Here is a 22,534-nt window from a genome sequence, read left to right as displayed (position 1 = left end):
TATATTATCACTTGATTTGTTCAATATTTTGCTTGTAATTTTGTTCATTTTTGAGTTTTTTCTTTGGTTTCTGCTTCGGTTTCTGCTTTAAGACGGTTCCTTTCTTACGCCCCTTTCCATTTTTAGACTCTTGAGGTTTGAAGGGTCGAATATCAAAAGTAGAAAAAAGTCTTTTTGCTCCTTTTCGGGTCATTGCAACTGACTTTCTCTGTTTGTTCTGTTGAGCTCTTTTTACTTCAGGCAGATATTCTTCCCATGGATTGACACAAACTTCGGTTTCTGTGGATGCAAAGTACAAAAGCCAATAAGTCAGCTGTACTGTCCATAACCAAGCATCCAAAGCCTCTACATTAGATGTTTGGTATTTGTCGGCTAAGAATTGCTGTTTACTGAAACGATTATGAACCTCAATATCATAGCGATGTTTGTAGTCCGTTTGAATTTCGAGTGTGGTGTGCGTTCTGCGATTTTTGCCCCATACACCCACAAACATATCTCGCTTGAATAAACAAGCTCCCGTTTCTTTGTCTATGAATCGAATACACGCCAAATCAAATGGCTTATCCTCCATTTTATAGCTATTTTTACCACGCAAAAGCACATCATTCCAACGATAAATTTGAACGAGGATTTTGCGTCCTTTTGCTAAAGTGGTTTCATATTCTACTTCATCATCAGTAGCTAAATCAAAAATGGGGCGTTGGGCTTTACTAAAATATTGCTTGGTTTTGCGATGCTTAAACTTACGCACACGCTCGGTTTGTAAATAATAAGGCTCATCTTCATAAGTTTTCTTGCGTCCGCCCTTTTTTTGTTCACCACAGTAAGGTTTATACACTTTCATTCCATAGCGCACTCTACTGATTAAAAGCAGATTATCGAACTTCTCAATCAATGGACTAATAAATTCTGGAACCGTATAACTCGAATCAGAAGTGTTCGTAACTTTTGTACTTTCGGCAAAAGGTAGATTCTCATCTTCTAAGACATTACACAGTTGCTGAACGACAACACTTATTTTATCGGATTGTAAATCTACTCGTAGATTATCCAAAGGAACGCTCCAAGCAGCAGGATGTTTTTCATCATAAAGATGTAGATTAAGACATGAAATATAATATCCAATGTCTATAGGTTTATTACCATAAATGCGTACATTTGGGATATTGACAAATCCTCGTTCTGCCAATGTCCGTGATTCGGGTTTGCGTATTGTTGTAAAATCAGTAGAGAGTTTGTACTCCGATTGATAGGGCATTTTTTTGAAAAATAATTGCCGCAAATCTGATTTTAACGCTAACTTGTCTGCACCGTTAAGTTCTTCGCCAAAATCTTTCATTACTTTTCCAAGTATCGAGTAATGATATTGAAAAAATGGACTCAAACTTAGGGATGTGGGATTAGGGGCATTTACTTCACTGCCCAATGCCATAAGTACATTCACTAAAGCCTTGGCGTGCTTTATGTCTGAATTTAAAATATCATGGCAAAACTCTTTTGTAATAGCTATGTTTTTCACATAATATACTATAGCAATAGTTTTGCCTATTTTTTTTCAAACAATTTCCGTCCAAAGTCTAAATTTTGAACATCAATCTATATGCTATGGAGGCGGTGAGAAATCAAAGATCGCTTCAAAGGGTGGTTACGAACACCATTGTTTTGTCGCCTATCAACAAGGAAGCCATGAAAAATATTATTTTGGAAAGGCATCGGTTGGCTGGTACGCACATCGTGTATAAAAATGAGGAGAACAACATTGAAGGAAACCACTTCAACCGATTGATGAATAGAATGTATGCCGAAAGTGAAGGAAATATTGGTCTAAGTCTGCAAATATGGCTGCGAAATATTCGTGAATATTCTGATAACAAGGTATATGTGGAAGATGTGTCCGCTTTGCAAAGTCTCAAAATCAAAGATGAACACTGGAAATGGTTATTGTATCAATTCATCCTTAACCATCATCTCACCAAAGAGCGTATTGCTGCAATGTTTGGTGAGGAGACTACACGGATTCATGAAGTGATGCAGGAGATGCTGAAAGCCAAAATATTGGAAAAAATTGGCTTGAATACTTATGTCATTTATCGAGCGGTGAAGCCAAATGTGGAGAATTGGCTGATAGAGGAAGGGGTTTTGATTTAGGGCAGTGAATGGTTGAATGGTTGAATGGTTGAATGGTTGAATGGTTGAATGGTTAAATGGTTAAATGGTTGAATGGTTAAATGGTTGAATGGTTGAATGGTTGAATGGTTAAATGGTTAAATGGTTGAATGGTTGAATGGTTGAATGGTTGAATGGTTGAATGGTTGAATGGTTGAATGGTTGAATGGTTGAATGGTTAAATGGTTGAATGGTTGAATGGTTGAATGGTTGAATGGTTGAATGGTTGAATGGTTGAATGGTTGAATGGTTGAATGGTTGAATGGTTGAATGGTTAAATGGTTAAATGGTTGAATGGTTAAATGGTTGAATGGTTAAATGGCTGAATGGTTGAATGGTTGAATGGTTAAATGGTTGAATGGTTAAATGGTTGAATGGTTGAATGGTTAAATGGTTGAATGGTTGAATGGTTGAATGGTTAAATGAGGTAGTTAGATTAAAAGTAATCTGCCATTTATTTGATTTATAGTGCACATGTTTTTCAAAAAAAATAACAAAGAATAAAAAGTAAAACCTATATGGACTTTATCAAAGAAATTCCCTTGTCGATGCTGATGCTGATTGTAGTGATAGGAATACTGATTTTTTTAGCTTTCAACCTTTATAAAAAGTTGATGCTTCCTACTTTATTGAAACGGGATGACGCAGCCCAAAAGAAACTGGATAGGGTGGAGCTATTGGTATGGGGAGGATTTTTTGAAGTGGTGATTTACTACTGTTTGAAAACAAGTTTATTGGTGACAAGTGTATGGCTGTTTTTGATTTTGGTAGTGTTTTTTGATTTTTGGAGAAACTTTTTTGCAGGAATTGTGCTGAGGTTTGGTGGGCATTTTCAGTTGGGAGATTCGATAACATTCAATGGTTACAGTGGCCGGGTCACGCATTTTGGCAATAGCACTTTGAAGATGGTGACTGCGGAGGGAGAGGAGATTCTAAGTCCTTACCGCCTGGTGAATAAAGAGGTGAAAATTGCTCAGAAAAACAAGCCTAAGACAGTGTTTAAAACTTTAAAGATAGAAGATTTATCAGAAAATGCAAGTGATTTACAGCAAGTTATCTCTAATGTAGTATATGCCAATCCCTGGATTGTGGTGAGTCAACCTGTGGAGATAACGATTCAAAATGGAGGTGCAACACTGGGTTTTTGGGTGTTGAACAATGATTTTTTTGAGAAGGCAAAAAGGCGGTTGTTGGAGGATTTGGGAGCGAACTGAAATGGTGTTTGGAATTCTACTTAGAATCTTAATCTACTACAAATCAATTGTTTTGAAAAACACCTATTTTATGGATAAAACCCGAAGTGCCTGTCTTCTCTGCATAAAATCCATGATTCTCGCCAAATAAACTCCGCTTGGCACTTGACTCAAATCCACTTTGTTGTATTCTCTTGAAATCTCTATCGCAAAGAAAGAATGGTTCTCTACCACAACAAAAAGCAAATAGATGGGAACTATTCGTACCGAAAGGTCAAAAGGATTTTCGCCCGTTCAAGTGTGGACACTTGAACAGGCTTCTTAACATTTAAAAACACAGCTCGAATGAATTCAACGATAGGGATGCAACCTTGATGAAGTTGCCACTTTCTTGCTTTTAGCTGTAATAGGTTCTGTGAGAAGACATCGGAAGTCTCAAGGACTTCCGATGTCTATTCTTTAATGTAGGAAATACGGTAAAAACTACAAAATGTATTACTCAATCATTATCTTCTCTACAAATACTGCTTCTCCATTCGTCATTTCCAAAAAATAGATGCCCTTCAAATCATTTGTCTCCAAAGTGAAATAATCTGAATTGCCTCTTGTTTCCAATACTTTTTTGCCACTCAAATCAAACAAACGAAGCGTTGTGTCTGTATTAGAGGGCAATTCGATGTGGATAGAACCGTGTGAGGGATTCGGATATACATTGATTTTTTGTTGTTGGAAATCTTTGGTGTTGGTAGTAAGGTTGTCGCAGGAGATAGTATAGTTGAACGTATCGGTGATTTGGACTGTATCTCGCACCGTTTCACCGTTGCAGATATACGAAATTTCGTACAAACCTTTGAAAATCCTTGAATTTGCCAAACCTTCACTGGAAGAAATCACTTGTTCGTCTGTCCACCATTCATTGAAGAGCAAATCAACAAAAGTATCTCTTGAAGGAGTTGGAGACCAATCCATTCGGTACAAATTTGTACCTCCATTTAGCCAAGTCGCTCCGTCCCAAAAGTTCCAAAATAGGAAGCCATCTACACTTGGATGTCCAAAGATGGCGGTCATAAAATCTCGCAAATAAGTTGCCCCCAATTCTTCTGAAACGAAAGAAGGCATGTCAAATTCGGTGATTTTGGCTTTGAGTCCAAAAGTATTGTAAAAATCATCTAATGTGGCTAATACGTCAGAAATTCCTGTTGGCGCACCTCCAATGTGTGCTTGAAAACCAATGCCTTCAATATCAACACCTGCATCCACAAGTTCCTGTACATATTGTTTGAGTTGATCGTATTGAGGAGAACCTGCACTTTGATTTTGTGAAATTGTGATGTAATCATTCAGCCACAAGCCTGTATTGGTATCCATTTCTCTGGCTTTGTTGAAAATATCTACATACAATTCCCGTCCAGTTGGATAACCTTCCGAGCCTCTGAATCTCTCCGCCAAAGTCGTATTCGTGACAATCTCATTCAATACATCCCATTCGTCAATTTCACCTGCAATACCTGGATAGGTCAGGACGGTTTCGATGTGGTTATTGATGCGGTTTTGAATATAAGGTAGGTCGTTGAGGTGACTGTTAAGATCTGAAGGATAGTTGTCGTTCCCAGGCCAGACAAGGTTGTGACCTCTGATATTTATACTTTTATTTCTCAGCCATTGAACAGCATTGACCAATTCCGTTTTGTTCACAAACCATTCGTCTTCCCATGCAGGCCATTTCAAATCGTTTTCAAATACAACGGTATTGAAGCCATGCCCTTTGCCATCGAGGTTAATTAATTTGTTTTCATAAATAACGTTTTGGGCATTGTTTCCTGCAATTTTATTGGCAGTAATGGCTGAACCAAAATTAAATTCGTGCTGCAACATTTTCACCTGAACAGGCACATTTTCAACTGCCTGTCCATTGGTATTGGTAATGGTTAGGTTAATGTTTGCTTTTCGCAATTGTTCGATGCGCTGTGCAGCGACTGTTCTCCACGGAGCATCTTCTTCATACCCTTCGTAAAATTGGTTGTTCGTTTCATTTGGCAAATCTTCCACTGTCAGTGTTCTTTTGAAGTTAATGGCCGTAAAGCCTGCTATTTCAATTGTTTGAGATTGCATAGCCAAATGAAAACCCCATGTCAAACCACTGGTAGCATAACTTTGTACGGCTGCAAATGGAATCAAATACCTCCTCCAGTCAGTTCCAACAGGTAAGCTCAAGTACATTTCTTTGGTATAGTTGGTCGCATTTTCCACAAAAAAGTTGGCCTCTCCACTGCCATTTTCAGAACGCAAATAGAACACTGCCAATACCACATCTCCAGATTGGACAGCTATATTGCTCCTCAAATTCCAACCTGCATCCCACGGATTTGCTCCTGCTTGTCCAATCTGAAAGCGCACTTTTTTGGAGAAGGGTTGATCCAGCACATTTAGCGTTGAACTTGCAGCACCATAGCTATCTGCATCGTTTATTATTGCTGTTTCGTTGTCAAAAAATACCCATTCACCACTCGATGACACATTGTAGTCGTTTTGCAAATAAGTGAGTAAGTAATTGTGGTATGTGTCTTGTGCATTTGCTTGAAAGAAGCAAAACGTGCAACTAAAGAGAAAGAAAATGTATTTCATGTTGGAGTTAATTTTTGTTTTTTATTCGTAATGTTAAAGCCAGAACTTCAAATAAAATACTTCCATCGAGGAAGCTGAGTTTATCGAATAATACTTCCCTGTTTTTCATCAATAACCATCAATAAGGAGTGATTTATCGAAAACCAATAAATCACTCCTTATTGATGGGATGTAATATTACTATTGCTTAATAAATTTCAAATTCCCTGAATTGACTCCATCCATTTTCACAACAAGATAATACATACCCTGAGAAAGGTCAGATAAATCAATTGTTTCTAAATCCTTACCTATCTGATGTGAACCCAAATCTTTAGTAGAAGCGATTTGACCAATTGCATTGTAGATTATCAAATCAACATGACCAGATAGAAGTGTTTCATATTCCAAATGTAGTTCATTCGCAGCAGGATTTGGATAAGCGATGATGCTGTTCAAACGGGTGTAATCTTGAATGCCAACGATGGGCTGACCAAAAGAAATCCAGTCAATCGATGCTGTACCATTGAAGCCACCGTCTGCTGCATTGAAGAACAATTGCAAGGTTGCAATTCTCTCACCGTCCACAGGACAAGGAGCAGTATCTGAAGTACAGTCCGAACCACCATATCCGCCATCTAAATAAGAATTGCTGTAATCAAATTCATACACAGAATATTCAGTAGTCAAGTTTTTGGCAACAGCATTGAAGTTCCCTACGAACATTTTGTTGTCTTGCACATCAATTCTCAATTGTGTACCCTCGACACTTGATTTTGCTCTGATATATAGTTTGTCATCACTACCTACAACATCTGCAATCACATCTTCACCAGCTTCATTGTGCAAAGAATACACCACAGGAGAATAAGCACCCGCAGTGCCATCGCCTGTAATTGTCCATTCATCTGCTGCAAAAGAAGACACTAAACCAGACATATCAGAAACCGAATTTAGGGTATTGTCGTCCATTTCATCGTTGTAATTCAGAATCCCCGTGGGTTCGACTACTACATCCAAAGAACGACCAAAAGAAATCCATTCAATATCCACTGTACCATTGAAGCCGCCATCTGCTGCGTTAAGGAAGAATTGAAGAGTGTTAATTCTTTCGCCATCTACATCACAAGGAGCAGTATCTGAAGTGCAGGGAGAACCCCCATAACCACCGTCTAAATACGAATTGCTGTAATCATATTCATAGACCACATATTCGGTCGTTAAGTTTTTGGCAACAGCATTCAAGTTTCCTACAAAAGTCATATTGTCCTGTACGTCCACTCTTAATTCTGTACCCTCTACACTTGATTTGGCTTTGATGAAGAGTTTATTGTCATTGGCAACAGCATTGACCATCACCAATTCGCCCAATTCATTGTGGGTATTATAGACCATAGGAGAATAAGCACCCGCAGTTCCATCGCCTGAAATAGTCCATATATCTCCTGCAAAAGAGGAAGTCAATCCTCCTGTTTCGTTGACAAATAAAGACGTATTTTCGTCCATTTGATCTGCATATTCTGCCAAACCCAAAGGACCATTGTCATCACCCAAAGGTTGCCCAATCGAAACAAAGTCAATATATACTTTACCTGCAAAACCACCTTGAACAGGGTCTATATACAACAACAATTGACGAATAATGGTAGGATCTACGGCACAAGGTCCTACTTCGCAAGGACTTCCACCATAACCCCCATCAAAAAAGCCGCCTGTAAAATCATATTCGTAGGTCGCATAATTGCCATTGATGATTTTGGTCAAAGACGTTTGAGAGGTGATATAACCCAAAGTATCCAATATATCCAATCTTAAAGGAACGGATGCCCCGTCCGTTTTTGCCCTCACAAAAATCTTGTTTTTGGCAGGTGACAAGTCTAAATGAATATCGCTATTTATTTCTTTGTCATGCAAAATATAGGTAACTGAGGTGTATTCAGGAGCAGTGCCATCACCAGTTATAATCCACTCACTACCCGTTTCCTCCAAAGTAAAACCACCTACATCGCCACTCCATTCAACCATTTCATTGTTGAAGTGATCGCTATATAACAATTCAGGCCCAGAACCAGCAGGCTCAAGTGAAATCCCAAAAGAGATGTAATCAATCGTCAATTCGCCTAAAAATTCTCCTGCACCTGGATTAATGAACATGACCATGTCTGCAATTCTTTCTCCATTTACTGGACAAGGAGCCGTATTTTCGGTACAGGGAGAGCCTCCGTAGCCTAAGTCTGCGTAAGAACCTGTATAGTCAAATTCCAACACTTCATATTCTGTACCTACAATTTTAGTAATCGAACCTTGTGTGGTCAAGTAAGTATCAATGTCTTGCAAATCAATCCGAAGAGAGGTGTTAGGAACAGTAGATTTTACTTTCACAAATATCTTATTATTACCAGCTGTTGCGTCAATGTCTATGGTGTCACCCGTAGTTTGATTCAAGAAAAGATAAGTAAATGGATCGTATTCTGGAGTACTTCCATCTCCACGAATGACTACCTCAGAATTTCCCGTCAAAAAAGCATCGTAACCTTGTCCCAAGAAAGAAAATCCATCCAATGAGTTTTCTTTGTCAAAATGATCTTGAAACACATCCGACATCACAGGAGCAGCAGGCTCCTGCCCAAAGGAAATATAGTCAATTACCACCGTACCATTGTAGCCACCAGCACCAGGTTGTGTATAAAACAACAGTTGAGCAATTTGGCTGCCATCTACTACACAAGGGCCAGAAGAACACGGCGTTCCTCCGAATCCGCCATCTTGGTAATTACTCGTGAAATCAAACTGCAAAACTTGGTAGGTACTAGTAAGAGTTTTGGTAATTCCTGCCAAAGAGGTCACATAGCCCTCTTTATCCTGTACATCCATTCTTAATTGTACACCAACATTGCTGGCTTTGGCTCTAACAAAAACCTTATTGTTGCCTGTCATGTCCACAGTTCTGGCAGATCCTTCTTCATTGGTTTGATACACAAAGGTATCAAATGGTCCTGTGTTACTTGCTTGAACAGTCATTTCACCATTGGCTGCTGAGAAAGAATAGGAGCCTGCACCATTCCAGAAGGTAACATCATTGTTGTCAAGCCCATCCAAGTAGACTTGTCCAAAGCCTAATTGTGTGCATAAAAAGAAAGTAAAAATCAGTGTAAAAAATCTTTTCATTAGAGTAAAGTTTTAAGAAAAAAAATGAATTTTATATTGGTCAGTTTATAGTTCAAAAGCTTTCTACAATCACTGTCAATGACTCTATAATATTTCGACAAATCGAATATTATCTACATTTACCTCCAATGTGGTATTGGAGTCATCTTCGTCAATGAGGTGTATCTTCAAGGCTCGGACTTTTGCAGGATTTACAATAACGCCATTCAAATCATTGAAGCGATTGAGTGGCACGGAAACCTTTTTCCATCCGTCCCAATTTACATGGATATCTTCAGTAAAGTCATTCGGAGAGCCGTCTTTTTCTATCAATATGAGAATGATGTGTGTGTTTTTCTTACCATTGCTGTTGATGTCCAACTCCAAAAGGGTATTGTTCCGAGAAGTGGTAATACCGAATGTTTCAAAATTATCTCCAGGGAAACCATAATAGGTCTGTGCTCCGCCAATCCAACTGATACCCAAATTATCCCGTCCACTCAGCTTGAGAAAGTTGCCATTGATAGGGGGAGGGTTGGAGTTTTGCACAGCATTGGTCGCATTTTGATTGACACTACCTTGAAAAATCCATTTATTGGTTTCTGCTCTCATGCCATTTCCATCGAAGTCATTGACCCATATATTGTTGATGGAAAAGAAATTGACGGGAGAATATACATAGCCGCCATTTGCTGACACACCAATAAAGCCTTTTTTTATCCCTTCTGGAACAATCACCTTCAATGAATCGGGAGTTAAAGCAACGATTTCTGCTTTAATGCTATCAAAAAAATACACTTCAACGGGGTCAAAGAAATTTTCGCCATATATGGTTACTTCTTCTCCAGGGGCTGCAGACTCCGGCTGAATGTTGAATATTTCGGGTGGTTCTAGAGTCACTCGAAACTGAGTAGTCGCTGTTCCTCCTGGAGTTGTAAATGCAACTTCATGGATACCGATAGGCACATTGGCAGGAATCCTAAACAAAAGCGCATTGTCCGAATTGTAAGCCAAATTGAAGTTCACCTCTTGACCACTAAAGGTAAGGGTTTGGAGATTGGATAAGTTTGTTCCTTCAAAGGTCACAAGTGTTTCTGCTGGACCAAATTCAGGATCAACTCCTATTATGTTTGGAGGGGCTTGTTCTTTTTTACAGGAACCGAGCAGCGTGATCATGAGTACACAGCAATAAGTTATAAAACGTTTCATGGTCATTTTTTTAATGGGATGATTATGAAATAGTACGATTGTGAAAATTCGCATACAAAGTAGAATTGAAAGTCGGCGAAATTTTTTGCAATTTACAGTATGAACCCCCTTCAATTCTGTCATCTTGCAAAGCCACAAGTACTTCAATATCCAGGATTTTGTACCAACTTGTTATTCACCTCCAATTCGCCCGCAGGAATTGGGAATAACAAATTGTGTAAATTGGGGTTTTTGCCATGAAGGGTCATGATTTCGATGGCTTTACCTGAGCGCAATAAGTCAAACCAACGCTGGCCTTCAAAAGCAAATTCTACCCTTCTTTCATGCAATACTATTGATCTGTCTATTTGATTCACAGGCTCTAAACCCGCACGGATTCGTACTTTATTGAAGGATGATAAAGCCACGGGATTGGAACTGAGTCCTCCTTCAATTTCCATGATACTTTCAGCATAAGTAATCAATACATCTGAGTAGCGAATTAAATGTGCATTTTGAGGCGTACTCATGAAGCAAACATTTGCTCCACTGCCAATCACATATTTTTTGATGTTGACCGAACTTGCCGAAGCACCACTTGTAGGGTAAGTATAACCCCCATCTTGAGGATTCACAGTTGGATAATAGGCATTTGGAGTCATGACAGAAGGCAGTTTCCTTAAATCACCTGTTTCAAATGCATCTGCAATCGTTGTATTCGGATTGTTGGAACTGGGACTGGTCGGGATTTGTGAACCCCATCCATCACGGTCTTTGGTGATTCCTTCTCCCCACGGAGCAAAAAAGGCTTGCAGCGCATTGCCTGTCCCAAAAGGCCCACAACCTGTAAACTGGATTTGAAAAATAGATTCTTTGTTATTGTCACTTGTTGCCAATTCAAAATTATCGGCATAACTTTCCATCAAATCATATACACCCGAATCAATCACTTTTTTGGCTGCATCACGGGCTTTGATGTACTCTCGATTGGTCAAATAAGCCTTTGCCAAATAAGCATTTGCAGCACCTTTTGTAGCTCTACCTAAATTTATTCCTCCCCAAGTTATTGGCAAATATTCGGCTGCAAATTCTAAGTCGGCACTGATGAGCGCATATACTTCTGCAACTTTGGCTCTGGGATACAACAAATCTGCTCCAAATACTGGGGGGGCGGTGATGAGGGGTACGCCACCGTATATCCGCACCAAGTCGAAGTAAGCTACTGCCCGCAAAAACATGGCCTCAGCCAATAATGGATTTTTTGAGGCTTGTGTCAAGTCCATTTCATTTACTTTGGTAATAACTGTATTCGCTAGTGTGATTTGCCTATATCGTATAGACCAGTAGTTCGCAACGGGTAGATTGTCAGCTACTACGGTGAAGTTATCAATGGGGGTAAAATCGGGGTCTGTTCCTCCTGCTTGTGTATTGTCTGAAGGAATTTCGGTAATCATCCATCCTTTGCTGTTCCATTCTTGGTCTTGCATGGGAGAATAGGTCGCCAACAATGCTTTGTCAGCATCAGCAGCGGTTTTGTAGAAATTGTCGGTTGTTAGTTGGTCTAAAGGTTCTCTGTCTAAGAAATCCTCACAAGAAATCATGGTCAGCGTGACCGATAGAGCGATTATTTGAAGAAGGTATCTTTTCATTTTTTATATATTTTGTTTGTCTTAAAGTTTTGGTGTTTTAGGGTATTAATGTTTTACTTTTGATTTTTTGGTTTTTGTGTTGAAGTATTAATATTTTGGGGTATTAGGCAAACTAAAATATTAAATTAGTCATTCTTGTATTTTAACTTGCTCACCGATAGTTGATTAGTTCAATCAAAATGCAGAACAAGTTTTGCATTTGAGTTTACCTACAGTCCAGCTCTCAAACCAAATGTAAAGGATTTTGAAGTCGGATATCGCCCATTTTCCACGCCATTGATGAGTGGGTTTTGATTGTAAGAACCGATTTCGGGATCGTAGCCAGTATAATCCGTCCAAGTTTTGAGGTTTTGAGCACTTGCATAAAATCGGAGGTTCTCCAATTTGAGAATTTGTGCAACCGCCCTTGGTACATTGTAGGCAATTGTGATGTTTTTCAAACGCACAAAAGAACCATCCTCAATAAAACGGTCAGAAACCCTTCTGTTGGAGTTGGGATCAGAGCCAGTTGCACGAGGTACTGTACTGCTTGGATTGGCATTGGTAAAGCGATCTATCACCACGACTGACTGGTTAGATAAACCTGCCATGCCTTCTACATCTCGACGAATCAAGTTGAGTATTTCGTTTCCAAAAACGCCTTGGAAGAAAACATTGAGATCGAAACCTTTGTAACTGAAATTATTGGTGAGATTGAGAGTGAAATCTGGATGTGGACTGCCCAAAAATGTCTGATCTTCGTCATTGATTACACCATCATTGTTCAAATCCTTGAATTTGATGTCACCTGCTCTTGTGCCTTCTTGTTGGAAAGGATTGTCGATGACTTCTTGTTGGGTTTGAAAAATTCCGTCTGTCACATAGCCATAAAATTGACTGATAGGCATACCTTCAACAGTGCGGGTCACAGGGATGCGTTGAATCAAGCCCACCAAATTTCCTGAAGAACCGAGACTGATTACCTCGTTTTTGTTTTTGGTGAAATTGATACTGCTTCGCCAAGAAAGTTTGCCTGTCAGATTAGTTGTATTTAGAGATAATTCAATTCCTCTGTTTTCGATTTCTCCAATGTTGACAAAAGGAGGATTCAAAGAACCTGCCGTAGTTGGTAGCAAAGCAGGTAACAGCATTCCATCAGCTTTTTTGATATAATAATCTGCAATAAATTCGATGCGGTTTTTGAACAAACCGAGGTCAATTCCGATATTGGATTGGACAGAAGACTCCCATTTTACATCAGGATTGGCGATATTGTCAGGTGCAAATCCTGTGATCAATTGATCACCAATGGCAACATTGACTGAACGCAAATTGGAACTATAGGAGTAAAATCCGATTTCTTGGTTTCCAACTTCACCAACACCAAAACGAATCTTCAAGTTGTCCAATGCTTCAATATCTTTCAAAAATGGCTCATTCGATGCTCGCCAAGCAATTGCAGCTGAAGGGAATGTTCCATATCGATTGTTTGGGCCAAAGCGAGAAGACCCATCTACTCTCACTGTTGCAGTCAATAAATATCGGTCTGCAAAGCCATAGTTCAACCTTCCAAAATAAGACATCAATGCCCAATGACCTGCTCCTCCGTCGTTTTGTTGCTGCCCTGCATCTCCCAATGTCAATTGTTGCAAATCGTTGGTAGGTAAGTTGTCTCGTGACGCAAACAGCCATTCATATTTCCCCGATTGTGCTTCAAAACCGAGTAAAGTTGTGAGGTTGTGTTTTTCGGCAAAGGTTTTATCGAAGGTCAATAAATGCTTGTTGATCCAAAAAAGATTGTTGTTCAAACTTCGCCGTACACCTGATTTTCCAAAGAAATTGCCTCTTTCAAAAGAAGGGAAAAAGGTGTTGTGGTTGGAATACACGATGTCCGTTCCAAATTCTGCTCGGTACTTCAAAAAAGGCAATAAATCGGCTTCAAAATAGAAATTTGCCAAAGCCCTTGTTTTGGTATTTATATCGCTGGTTTCCAAAGCTCGTGCCACTGGATTGTCAAATGAAAGTGTAATTTCCTCTTGGGGGCCTGCAAAAGAGCCATCTGAATTGCGGACAGGTGCATTAGGAACCATTAACAAAGCCGTATAAACTACTCCACTACTGTTGTCATTGAAGGTGATATTTTCAGTAGTTCGACTCAACAAAAAACTATTGCCAATCCTAATTTTATCTGAAAATTTATGGTCAAGATTGATTTTTCCAGAAATACGAGAAAAATCTGACCCGACAACAATTCCTTCTTTGGAGTGGTAGCTGCCCGAAAGTGCGTATTGAGTTTTGTCTGTTCCACCAGAAGCTGTTAATTGAAAGTTTTCCATTGCCGCTTCTCTAAATACAGCATCCTGCCAATCTGTTCCCTCACCCAATAATTCTGGGCGTTCAAATTCTTCAATGGGTTCGGAATTGATGTCGGTATAATAAGCGGCATATTGTTGGAGGTTCATTACGGGAATTTTCTTTGCCAATTGTTGGACTCCGTAGTAGGTTTCTAAAGTAAGGTTGGAAGTTCCTACTTCTCCTCTTTTGGTGGTGATAAGAACTACACCATTTGCAGCCCTCGCTCCATAAATTGCTGTTGCAGAAGCATCTTTGAGTACTTCAATGGATTCTATGTCGTTGGGATTGATTGTATTGAGGGCATTGGAATTTTGTCCACCACCATCTAATTCATTGAAGTTGGAGGAGGTGCCTTTGTTGTCATTTACCACAGGAATTCCGTCAATAACATACAAAGGTTCTGCCGAAAGTGTTGAGCCAATTCCTCGTATACGAATAGAAACTGCTCCTCCTGGTGCTCCCGAATTTTGGGTCACAAATACACCTGCGGCTCTTCCTTGCAATGCTTGGTCTAAGCCAGTTGAAGGTATTTCTTTGATTTCTTGTGATCCAATAGAAGAAACCGAACCTGTTAGATCACTTCTTTTTTGAGTACCATAGCCCACTACAATCACTTCTTTCAACTGACTGATGTTTTCTTCCAACAAAATAGTTCCCAAATCGGCTTGTAATACGGTCAATTCTTTTGGGAGATAGCCGATATAGGTAAATACAAGTGTTTGTCCTTCTTCTATTTCAATCGAAAAACTGCCGTCAACTTCTGTGATAGTTCCTCTTGCTTCACCCTTCACCAAAATATTTACACCTATCACAGATTCTTTTGTTTTGGCATTCAAAACAATGCCCCGTGCTTTTATCTTGGGTGATTGAAGTTGTGTATTTGGAATCGGGATATTTGACTTTTCAATTGTAGCTTTTTTTGTTGATTTCTTTTTTTTGATGATGTAGGTTTGTCCATCCAGTTTTTTATACTCTAAATCAAAATCTTTGAGCAGTTTTTTTAAATCATCTTCCAAAGAAACTTTGGAGGCACTCCAATTTTTCACATTGATTTTTTCCATTTGTTCAATATCATAAATGATACTAACTTGATAGGTTTCTGCAATTTTGTCGAGTACTTGGTGTAAAGCAGTATTTTCACTATTCAACTGCTCGGCTTTTGTAGCTAAACTAAATGGGCACAAGAAAAAAATAATTGATATACATTGAAGTAAAAAATAAATATTTCTTTTGTTTGTAGTTCTTTGCATCATATTCTTCTGTTTTGGCTAATTAAAAAAATAGGGAACTGTTCTCTTATTTATCTTATCTCATAAACTCCTTCTGAAACCTTGCGAATATCTAATTCATAAATTTCGGTCAAAGCTTCCAATAAGAGTTCTGGTTTGTTTTTCAATATTGTAGCGTTTACCTTTCTTTCGAGTAGCACATCGTTTTTTACACTAATCGTCCAGCCATATTCATTTTGAAGACGGTGGATAATGCTTTGTATGGTTGCATTTTTGAAAATCAATTTGCCCGATTGCCATGCTGTAATCAAATCCACATCAGCTTCTATCTGTTGCACTTCATCTTTGACAACAATGATTTGTTCACCAGCTTGTAGATTGATAGGATTTGGTTGGTTTGGGAGAGATAAGACTACTTTTCCTTTTACCAAAGTTACATTGAAATTTTCCGATCTCTGCGATACATTGAAGGAGGTTCCTAAAACATGAATGACTCCCTTGTTGGTATGTACTGCAAATGGACTTTGCTGATTGTGAACTACTTCAAAATAAGCTTCTCCCTCCAACCAAACATCTCTTTTTCGGGATTTGCTCCAATCCTTGTTGTAAGTCAATTTGGAGTTGGCATTCAACATCACTTCACTACTATCAGGTAATAGGAGTTTTTGGGTCTGCCCATAAGCGGTAGCGATGGTGATGGGTTGTAAAGTATGGAGAGGTTCAAGACTTTTCCATAAGCCAAAAGCCATTAAGAAGACTAAAACAGTAGCTGCAATTCCCCAAAGCATCCGATTTTCGAAAAAACGCTGTTTTGGTGTAACCTCCTGTTTTGTTGACATTTGTTTTTTCAATTGCTCCCATTCTTCTCCTATTTCTGCTTCAGTTGGCTGCAATGAAAGCTGTAAAACCAGTTCTTTAGCAGTTTTAAAAGTAGCCGTATGGTCTTTGTTTGCTTCCAACCATTGGTGCCAATATTGCATATTTGCTGCTGTTGGATTCAAACAGTATTGTTGGAAGTACTCAGAGGCACTCAAGGACTCAATCGTGATTTCGTTCGTATTCATTTTGATAGAAGACGGTTTTTTAGAGCCTTCTATAAGGTAGAGGAGAAATTCTGGAGCATTTACTATTGGAGGAGGGAATTTTTTCTGATTATTTTTTGCATCAGTACTTTAATGTCTTTCTCAACTTACTAATCGCACTAAAAATTTGATTGTAAACAGTTTGCTTACTTTTACCTGTATTTTCGGCAATTTCCTCATAACTCAATCCTTCAAAAAAACGGAGATTCAATACCTTGCGTTCTTCTAAAGGAAGTTGTTTAAGCGCAGATTTCAGCTTGTCTTTTTGGGATTGAGTGGTTTGAGAATGGATCAGAAGTTCTTCGTAGGATGGTGTAAAAAAGGAGTAATTATGGTCAGAAATATCCTGTGTTAGAGATTTTTTTTTCTTCAATTCTACCAGTATTTTTCGGTAAAGCGATTTACGAAGGTAGGCGTTCCAATGTGTGACTTCATTGGTTTGGTGCCTTTTTTCCCACAATTCTAAAAACAAGGTTTGGATGGCATCTTTTGTCAAAGCTCGGTCTGCACTCATTTTGAAGCCCATAGCAAACAATGAACCATAGTTCGATTGAAAAATTTCCTCGAATTTCGTTTTGTCCAAACTTATTTTTCTATTAAAGGTGATTGTATAATTTTTCAGATCTTGTGCACATATATGTACGAGAATTGATTTTTCTTTGAAAAGTTATTTTTTATTATATTCAAGTATGCGAATTTTATTGAAAAATACTGAATCTTTCTCGTTTTATCATCTTTTCATACTTCAGAATTTGATGAACTCTTATCTTCTTTTTGTGAACAATATTATAAGTTCTATCGCACTCATCGACAGTATGGTAAAAGATGTAAAAGCTGATTTGACGATTATAAAAAAGACAGAAATGCACTTTCAACAGTGGAAGATAAATTATTTTTCTCTTAGTTTTTTTAAAAAAAGTCTGAAATTTAAGTGGGTGAGTTATACAAGATGAAGTGGAGGAAACTCAAATGAGAAGGACTCCTGATGATGCTAAAAAAGCCGAATATAATGGGAACAAAAAAGACCACACAGTTGATAATTTAATGTTATATTCTGATAATCAACGTATTTTTTTCTAAGTCGTACTTTACTAGAAAATGTAAATGATAAAAAATGGATGATGAGTCATTTTTACAACTTCCCAAACAAACAAATATTAGGCAAAATACAGGGATTCAAGAATATGAAGTACCTATAATAATCATTTTATGGTTCATTGAAGATTTTAGTGGAATGAGACTTTTTAAGTTTATTGTCAAAGATGAGACTTCAAAGTTTTTAATTGCTCTACTAAAAATATCCATGATCCCATTTTTTTATGACTGCCTTTAGTTGAGTAGAGATTCTCCGCACTTGTTTTTTCTTTTCATAGTCTTAGTATCTTCTATATATCTTGTGACAACTTTCTAAATCAAATGTACTTCATAAGTTCCATTTTTCTTTTGAGGTTTGCTAAGGGCTTGAATGTCAATCAAAATTAATTTAAATTATTAGTTATTATTGATTTTGACTTTAAAATTTTTTCCAAATCACAATAGGAAACAAAAATCATAAGGGCTGCGTGCCTATACAAGCTTTGTTCATATCTTTGATAAACAAATGAAATCCCTTTTTTTTCGATGCAAATATTTTGGGTAGAATTTAACCTTTCTTTTACATTAGCCCTGTACAATTCATGATCTCCTCCAAAATGGTCTTTTACAAAAGCTTGCTCAATGATAGAGTCAAGAATTTCCGTTTTCGTAGAATCAATGATTTCGTTAAATTCAATCTTCTTACCTGTTTTTGTATCGTAGTTGAAACAAAATTGTTCGCCAAACCATCTCGCACCGCCTCCTCTTCCTTCAAAATCGTTGTGAATAAACGAGACAATATCAGTAGAATTAAATATAAGTGTGATACTTTCTTCATCTCCCCAACTGTATCTTTCTTCTCCTGTAACCCCAAAAAATTCTTTATCATATTGCATTAAATGGTATTGAACATATTTATCTCTGCTACCATACCCGTCAAATATCAAATGCCTAATTTCTTCATTGATTAGACTTGTGCCTTTTTTTTCTGTAAAAAAAATATGATCAAAGTAAGTTCGGTAATGTTCTTTTTCAGATGCATCGTACTCGAAATGTTGATAAGCCAAAGTATCTTTTTGAACTAAATGCACTGTGAATTTAGGGAGAGAATCTTTTAGTATTTTTTGATCGTCAATCAATTCTTTCAACCTATTTTTCCACGTTTGTAATTGTACTTTATGTCTATACGATTTATCAGTATTCCTTCAAAAAGCATCCAACACCATTAAACTGACAATTACATTAAAAATAATCAGTATAATTTTTAATGTTTTATACATAGAAAGTCTCTTTTAACTCAACAACTGATATACCCCCAAACTCCCAAAATAAGCCATTGCAGTCATATACACAAATTGAATTGCTGCCCATTTCCAACTTTTTGTTTCACGTTTCACCACCGCAAGTGTACTCATACATTGCATCGCAAAAACGTAAAAAATAAGGAGAGAAAGAGATGTTGCCATTGTATAAACAGGCAAACCCGTATCGGGGTTCGTAGCTTTAGCCAAACGGTCACGGATAGTGTATTCATCATCTTGACTACCAATGCTGTAAATCGTTGCCATCGTACCCACAAAGACTTCACGGGCTGCAAAAGAGGTAATCAAAGCAATGCCAATTTTCCAATCAAAACCGAGTGGCTCAATAGCAGGTTCAATAAATTTGCCGATATGCCCTGCAAAAGAAGCTTCAATTTTTTTACCTGCCACCAAATCAGCCGTTGCCGTTTCGTCCAAGTTTTTTGCTGCTGCCATTTCCAAAGCCGTTTGTTCTGCCAAGTTCATAGCAGTAGTAGGGCCATAACTTGCCAAGACCCACAAAACAATCGAAATGACCATAATGACTTTTCCCGCTTCAATGGTGAAAGTCATCACCCGTTCTTTGACAATCAGCAGTACATTCTTGATCATAGGAACACGGTATTTGGGCAGTTCAATCATCAGAAAACTGCTTTCTTCGGTCTGCAAAATGAGTTTAAAGACCCAAGCCGATAACAAAGCTGCAACGATACCCAATAGATATAAACCTGTGAAAATCAACCCTTGAGCATTGAAGATACCCCAAACGGTAATGGATGGAACGACAAAACCCACCAAAACAGTATAAACAGGAATCCTTGCTGAACAACTGATTAGTGGCGTAACCATAATGGTAATCAAGCGTTCTTTCCAATTGCTGATGGTTCGGGTACTCATAATGGCTGGAATCGCACATGCACCGCCCGACACCAAAGCAACGATGCTTCGACCATTCAAGCCAAATTTTTGCATCAATTTGTCAAAAATAAACACAGCCCTCGCCATATATCCCACTTCCTCCAATATCGAAATCAAGAAAAAGAGGATAGCAATTTGGGGAATGAATATCAAAATGCCACCCAATCCCGCCAGAATACCTTCTGTTAATAGGTCGGTTATCCAACCTTCGGGCAGTACATTTTGAAGGGTTTCTCCTACAAAGCCAAAAGTGGTTTCAATCAATGCCATCGGAAATTCTGACCACGCAAATATGGCTTGAAATACCAGAAACATGAGCAAAAAGAAAATAATTGGCCCAAAAACTTTGTGGGTGAATACCACATCGAGTTTGTCGCTAATAGTATCGTTGTCCGTTTCTTCGTTTATCTTTTGCAGCACTTGTCGCACAATCGGAGTGAACTTGTCATATCGCTGCATGGTTTCCCGAATTTGAAGGCTAAACGACTCAAATTCGTGTTGTTTGCCGAGGTTTTCTATTTGCTTTTTTTCGAGGTCACTCAAGAAGGGCATTTTGTCGTAGTGATGTGCATAGATCAATGCCCGATAAGGATTTGTGATGTTGAAGTCGGTTTGCAAATCCGCTACGAGTTGCTGTTCTTTTTTGGAGAATTTGTAAAAGGTTTTTTCGACATCCGAATTTTTCAAGCACAAATCGGCTGCAATGTTTTTGAGTTTTTCGATATTTTCACCACTTCTTCCGCTAATCGCAACTACTGGAACATGAAGCAGTTTGGAGAGTTTGTCGAGGTCGTAGGTTATGCGTTCTTTTGCAGCTAAATCTATCATGTTCACTGCCAGTACGATGGGGATACCCAAATCACGGATTTGGGTAAAGAGCAGCAATTGCGGCTCTAATTTGGTGATGTCGGCAATGTAAATGACCGCATCAGGGAAATTTTCATCTTTGGGGTTGGCAAAAGTATTGATGACAATGGTTTCATCTTTTGAAGTAGGGTAGAGGCTGTAAGTACCGGGAAAATCTATGATACTTGCTTCAATATGTTCTGTTAAATGGGTAGTGCCGAGTTTTTTGTCAACCGTTACACCGGGGAAATTGCCTACTTTTTGTCGAAGCCCTGTTAGGAGGTTAAAAATAGAAGATTTACCACTATTGGGATTTCCCAATAGTGCTATTTTAAAGCGTTTGGTATCGTTCAAGGTTGGGTTGGTCTTTTCTTGGAGCAGTTCAGTTGAAAAATTTTATTCTACAATAACAGATGCTGCCTCATTGACCCGAAGTGCCATGCAGTGTCCGTTTACCTTCAAATAAAAACCACCTCCAAGAGGAGCTTTTCGCATTACTTTGATGGTGCTGCCTGGCAACATGCCCATTGCCATGAGTTTACAAGCGATTTTGGCATCGTTGAATTGAAGAACCCTTCCCACTTCTCGTTCTCTTAATGCTGCAATATTTGTCATAGTATAAGCTTTTTGTAGTTTGTAATTTGAAGCATTGTTGTTTTAGCTATTTAGACTGAATCTAAATAGAAGCCAAAGATAGGGAAGTTCTATTGAAGAAACAATACCTAAAGTGAAGCATTTTATGTACCTAACTTTAGGTATTCAAATAGAAAGACAAAAGATTTTCAATAAGTTGGATTTGAAATATAAACTTCTATGACAATTCAATTTACTTACTAAAAATCTTTATTGTTATGTCTTTTTTTTTTCGTCTAAACTTTAAAAAGCATATCCAAAAGAAATGCCTCCAAAATATGGAAAGAAAACGCCCTCTACTAAGACGGGAGTAACGCTTACTCTAAAAAGAAATCCCCCATCTTCGGGCTGTAGACGATAGCCAAAAGTCATCGTACCTACCACTGTATTATCATCGCCATCACCCAAAAAACCCGTGGCAGTGGCATAAGTAGCACCAATTCCTAATTCAAAATATTTATTGTCCTTTCCCATTAAGTGATTGATTTGTACAGGGATGGTCATAATGCCTCCCTCTTCTATATCACCAATATAGCTGATTCCTGCTCGGATTCCCAAACCATCTCGTGTTTGATTGAATCGAGTATCGTAATTGAAGGAGTAGGTTAATCCTGCTCCGAGGACTTCAAAGAAAATGGCTTGTGCTTTGCGAGTTGGAATGCCTTGTTGTTCAATATCTAAACCGAATGACATTTGAGATTTTTTTTGAAGGTAGTCGGCAGACAAACTGCTTTGCGGGCTTTGAGTTAAGGTGAAATCGTTGCCAAAATTTTGAGCGAAACTATTGGTCATACCTAAGAAAAAAACAGTAGCTAAAGTGAAGGCTAAAAAATGAAAGGTTCTTTGAGACATAATTAAATGGTTTTAATAGGAGGTTAAAAAATGATTTATCGTTATTTATTATTATGATGCAAATGTAGCGCAATTGTTTGGCATTGACAATTACATTTTTAGAGGCTTATGCTTAATTCTTGCTAAGAATAGGAAATTAGGATGGATTTTAAATGTTTCATAAACAATAAATTACATAATATTATTTTTATATTGTATTTATGTATTTGTTCAAAAACAAAATTGGTGTAAACATACTTCAAATGAAGAGATGTGAATACAGAAATTTTCACTACATTTCTTAACGGCTGCTTAATAGTAAAAACCCTACATTTGCAA

The 22,534-nt window shown here is 38.1% G+C and carries 14 protein-coding genes; 2 read left to right on the top strand and 12 right to left on the bottom strand.

The genetic code is table 11. The features are described 5' to 3' along the window. Positions 1-7 precede the first annotated feature (7 nt). Positions 8-1,444, bottom strand: a complete 1,437-nt coding sequence (locus tag R3E32_03675; GenBank protein ID MEZ4883815.1) for a hypothetical protein — start codon at positions 1,442-1,444, stop codon at positions 8-10. 140 nt (positions 1,445-1,584) lie between these two features. On the opposite strand from R3E32_03675, the gene R3E32_03670 reads away from it, so the two are divergent. Both R3E32_03670 and R3E32_03665 read left to right on the top strand, forming a co-directional pair. Continuing rightward, a complete protein-coding gene (locus R3E32_03670; GenBank protein ID MEZ4883814.1) occupies positions 1,585-2,148 on the top strand; it encodes a hypothetical protein in 564 nt (187 codons plus the stop codon). A 536-nt stretch (positions 2,149-2,684) separates the two neighbouring features. After that, positions 2,685-3,380, top strand: a complete 696-nt coding sequence (locus R3E32_03665; protein ID MEZ4883813.1) for a mechanosensitive ion channel — start codon at positions 2,685-2,687, stop codon at positions 3,378-3,380. A gap of 474 nt (positions 3,381-3,854) precedes the next feature. Here the strand turns inward: R3E32_03665 and R3E32_03660 are convergent, their stop codons facing one another. From R3E32_03660 to R3E32_03610, 11 genes are all read right to left on the bottom strand, one after another. After that, a complete protein-coding gene (locus R3E32_03660; GenBank protein ID MEZ4883812.1) occupies positions 3,855-5,984 on the bottom strand; it encodes an endo-1,4-beta-xylanase in 2,130 nt (709 codons plus the stop codon). Between the two features lie 180 nt (positions 5,985-6,164). Then, on the bottom strand, positions 6,165-9,131 hold the full coding sequence (locus tag R3E32_03655; GenBank protein MEZ4883811.1) for a T9SS type A sorting domain-containing protein: 2,967 nt from the start codon (positions 9,129-9,131) through the stop codon (positions 6,165-6,167). An 84-nt stretch (positions 9,132-9,215) separates the two neighbouring features. After that, positions 9,216-10,319 (bottom strand): IPT/TIG domain-containing protein, encoded by a 1,104-nt coding sequence (locus R3E32_03650; GenBank protein MEZ4883810.1) that lies wholly within the window; start codon positions 10,317-10,319, stop codon positions 9,216-9,218. Between the two features lie 143 nt (positions 10,320-10,462). Continuing rightward, positions 10,463-11,947 (bottom strand): RagB/SusD family nutrient uptake outer membrane protein, encoded by a 1,485-nt coding sequence (locus tag R3E32_03645; GenBank protein ID MEZ4883809.1) that lies wholly within the window; start codon positions 11,945-11,947, stop codon positions 10,463-10,465. Positions 11,948-12,156: 209 nt separating this feature from the next. Then, positions 12,157-15,465, bottom strand: a complete 3,309-nt coding sequence (locus tag R3E32_03640; protein MEZ4883808.1) for a TonB-dependent receptor — start codon at positions 15,463-15,465, stop codon at positions 12,157-12,159. Between the two features lie 116 nt (positions 15,466-15,581). Continuing rightward, positions 15,582-16,574, bottom strand: a complete 993-nt coding sequence (locus tag R3E32_03635) for a FecR domain-containing protein (GenBank protein MEZ4883807.1) — start codon at positions 16,572-16,574, stop codon at positions 15,582-15,584. 100 nt (positions 16,575-16,674) lie between these two features. Then, entirely contained in the window at positions 16,675-17,175 is a 501-nt protein-coding gene (locus tag R3E32_03630) for a sigma-70 family RNA polymerase sigma factor (GenBank protein MEZ4883806.1), read from the bottom strand. A gap of 895 nt (positions 17,176-18,070) precedes the next feature. Further along, positions 18,071-18,814: a hypothetical protein gene (locus R3E32_03625; GenBank protein ID MEZ4883805.1), complete on the bottom strand. Its 744-nt coding sequence runs from the start codon at positions 18,812-18,814 to the stop codon at positions 18,071-18,073. A gap of 144 nt (positions 18,815-18,958) precedes the next feature. After that, complete coding sequence (gene feoB, locus R3E32_03620; protein ID MEZ4883804.1) at positions 18,959-21,085, bottom strand: ferrous iron transport protein B; 2,127 nt, start codon at positions 21,083-21,085, stop codon at positions 18,959-18,961. A gap of 42 nt (positions 21,086-21,127) precedes the next feature. Next, entirely contained in the window at positions 21,128-21,346 is a 219-nt protein-coding gene (locus R3E32_03615; protein ID MEZ4883803.1) for a FeoA family protein, read from the bottom strand. 261 nt (positions 21,347-21,607) lie between these two features. After that, complete coding sequence (locus tag R3E32_03610) at positions 21,608-22,216, bottom strand: hypothetical protein (GenBank protein MEZ4883802.1); 609 nt, start codon at positions 22,214-22,216, stop codon at positions 21,608-21,610. Positions 22,217-22,534 lie beyond the last annotated feature (318 nt).

The organism is Chitinophagales bacterium, assembly GCA_041392475.1.
Lineage (GTDB): Bacteria > Bacteroidota > Bacteroidia > Chitinophagales > UBA2359 > JAUHXA01.
The sequence above is the reverse complement of the archived record's forward strand: the minus strand, read 5'-3'. Positions and strand labels throughout refer to the sequence as shown.

Bases quoted from the DNA above. Each gene is read 5' to 3' on its own strand.
- R3E32_03665 (MEZ4883813.1), top strand. From the start codon at position 2,685: ATGGACTTTATCAAAGAAATTCCCTTGTCGATGCTGATGCTGATTGTA.
- R3E32_03660 (MEZ4883812.1), bottom strand. From the start codon at position 5,984: ATGAAATACATTTTCTTTCTCTTTAGTTGCACGTTTTGCTTCTTTCAA.
- R3E32_03655 (MEZ4883811.1), bottom strand. From the start codon at position 9,131: ATGAAAAGATTTTTTACACTGATTTTTACTTTCTTTTTATGCACACAA.
- R3E32_03650 (MEZ4883810.1), bottom strand. From the start codon at position 10,319: ATGAAACGTTTTATAACTTATTGCTGTGTACTCATGATCACGCTGCTC.
- R3E32_03645 (MEZ4883809.1), bottom strand. From the start codon at position 11,947: ATGAAAAGATACCTTCTTCAAATAATCGCTCTATCGGTCACGCTGACC.
- R3E32_03635 (MEZ4883807.1), bottom strand. From the start codon at position 16,574: ATGAATACGAACGAAATCACGATTGAGTCCTTGAGTGCCTCTGAGTAC.
- R3E32_03615 (MEZ4883803.1), bottom strand. From the start codon at position 21,346: ATGACAAATATTGCAGCATTAAGAGAACGAGAAGTGGGAAGGGTTCTT.
- R3E32_03610 (MEZ4883802.1), bottom strand. From the start codon at position 22,216: ATGTCTCAAAGAACCTTTCATTTTTTAGCCTTCACTTTAGCTACTGTT.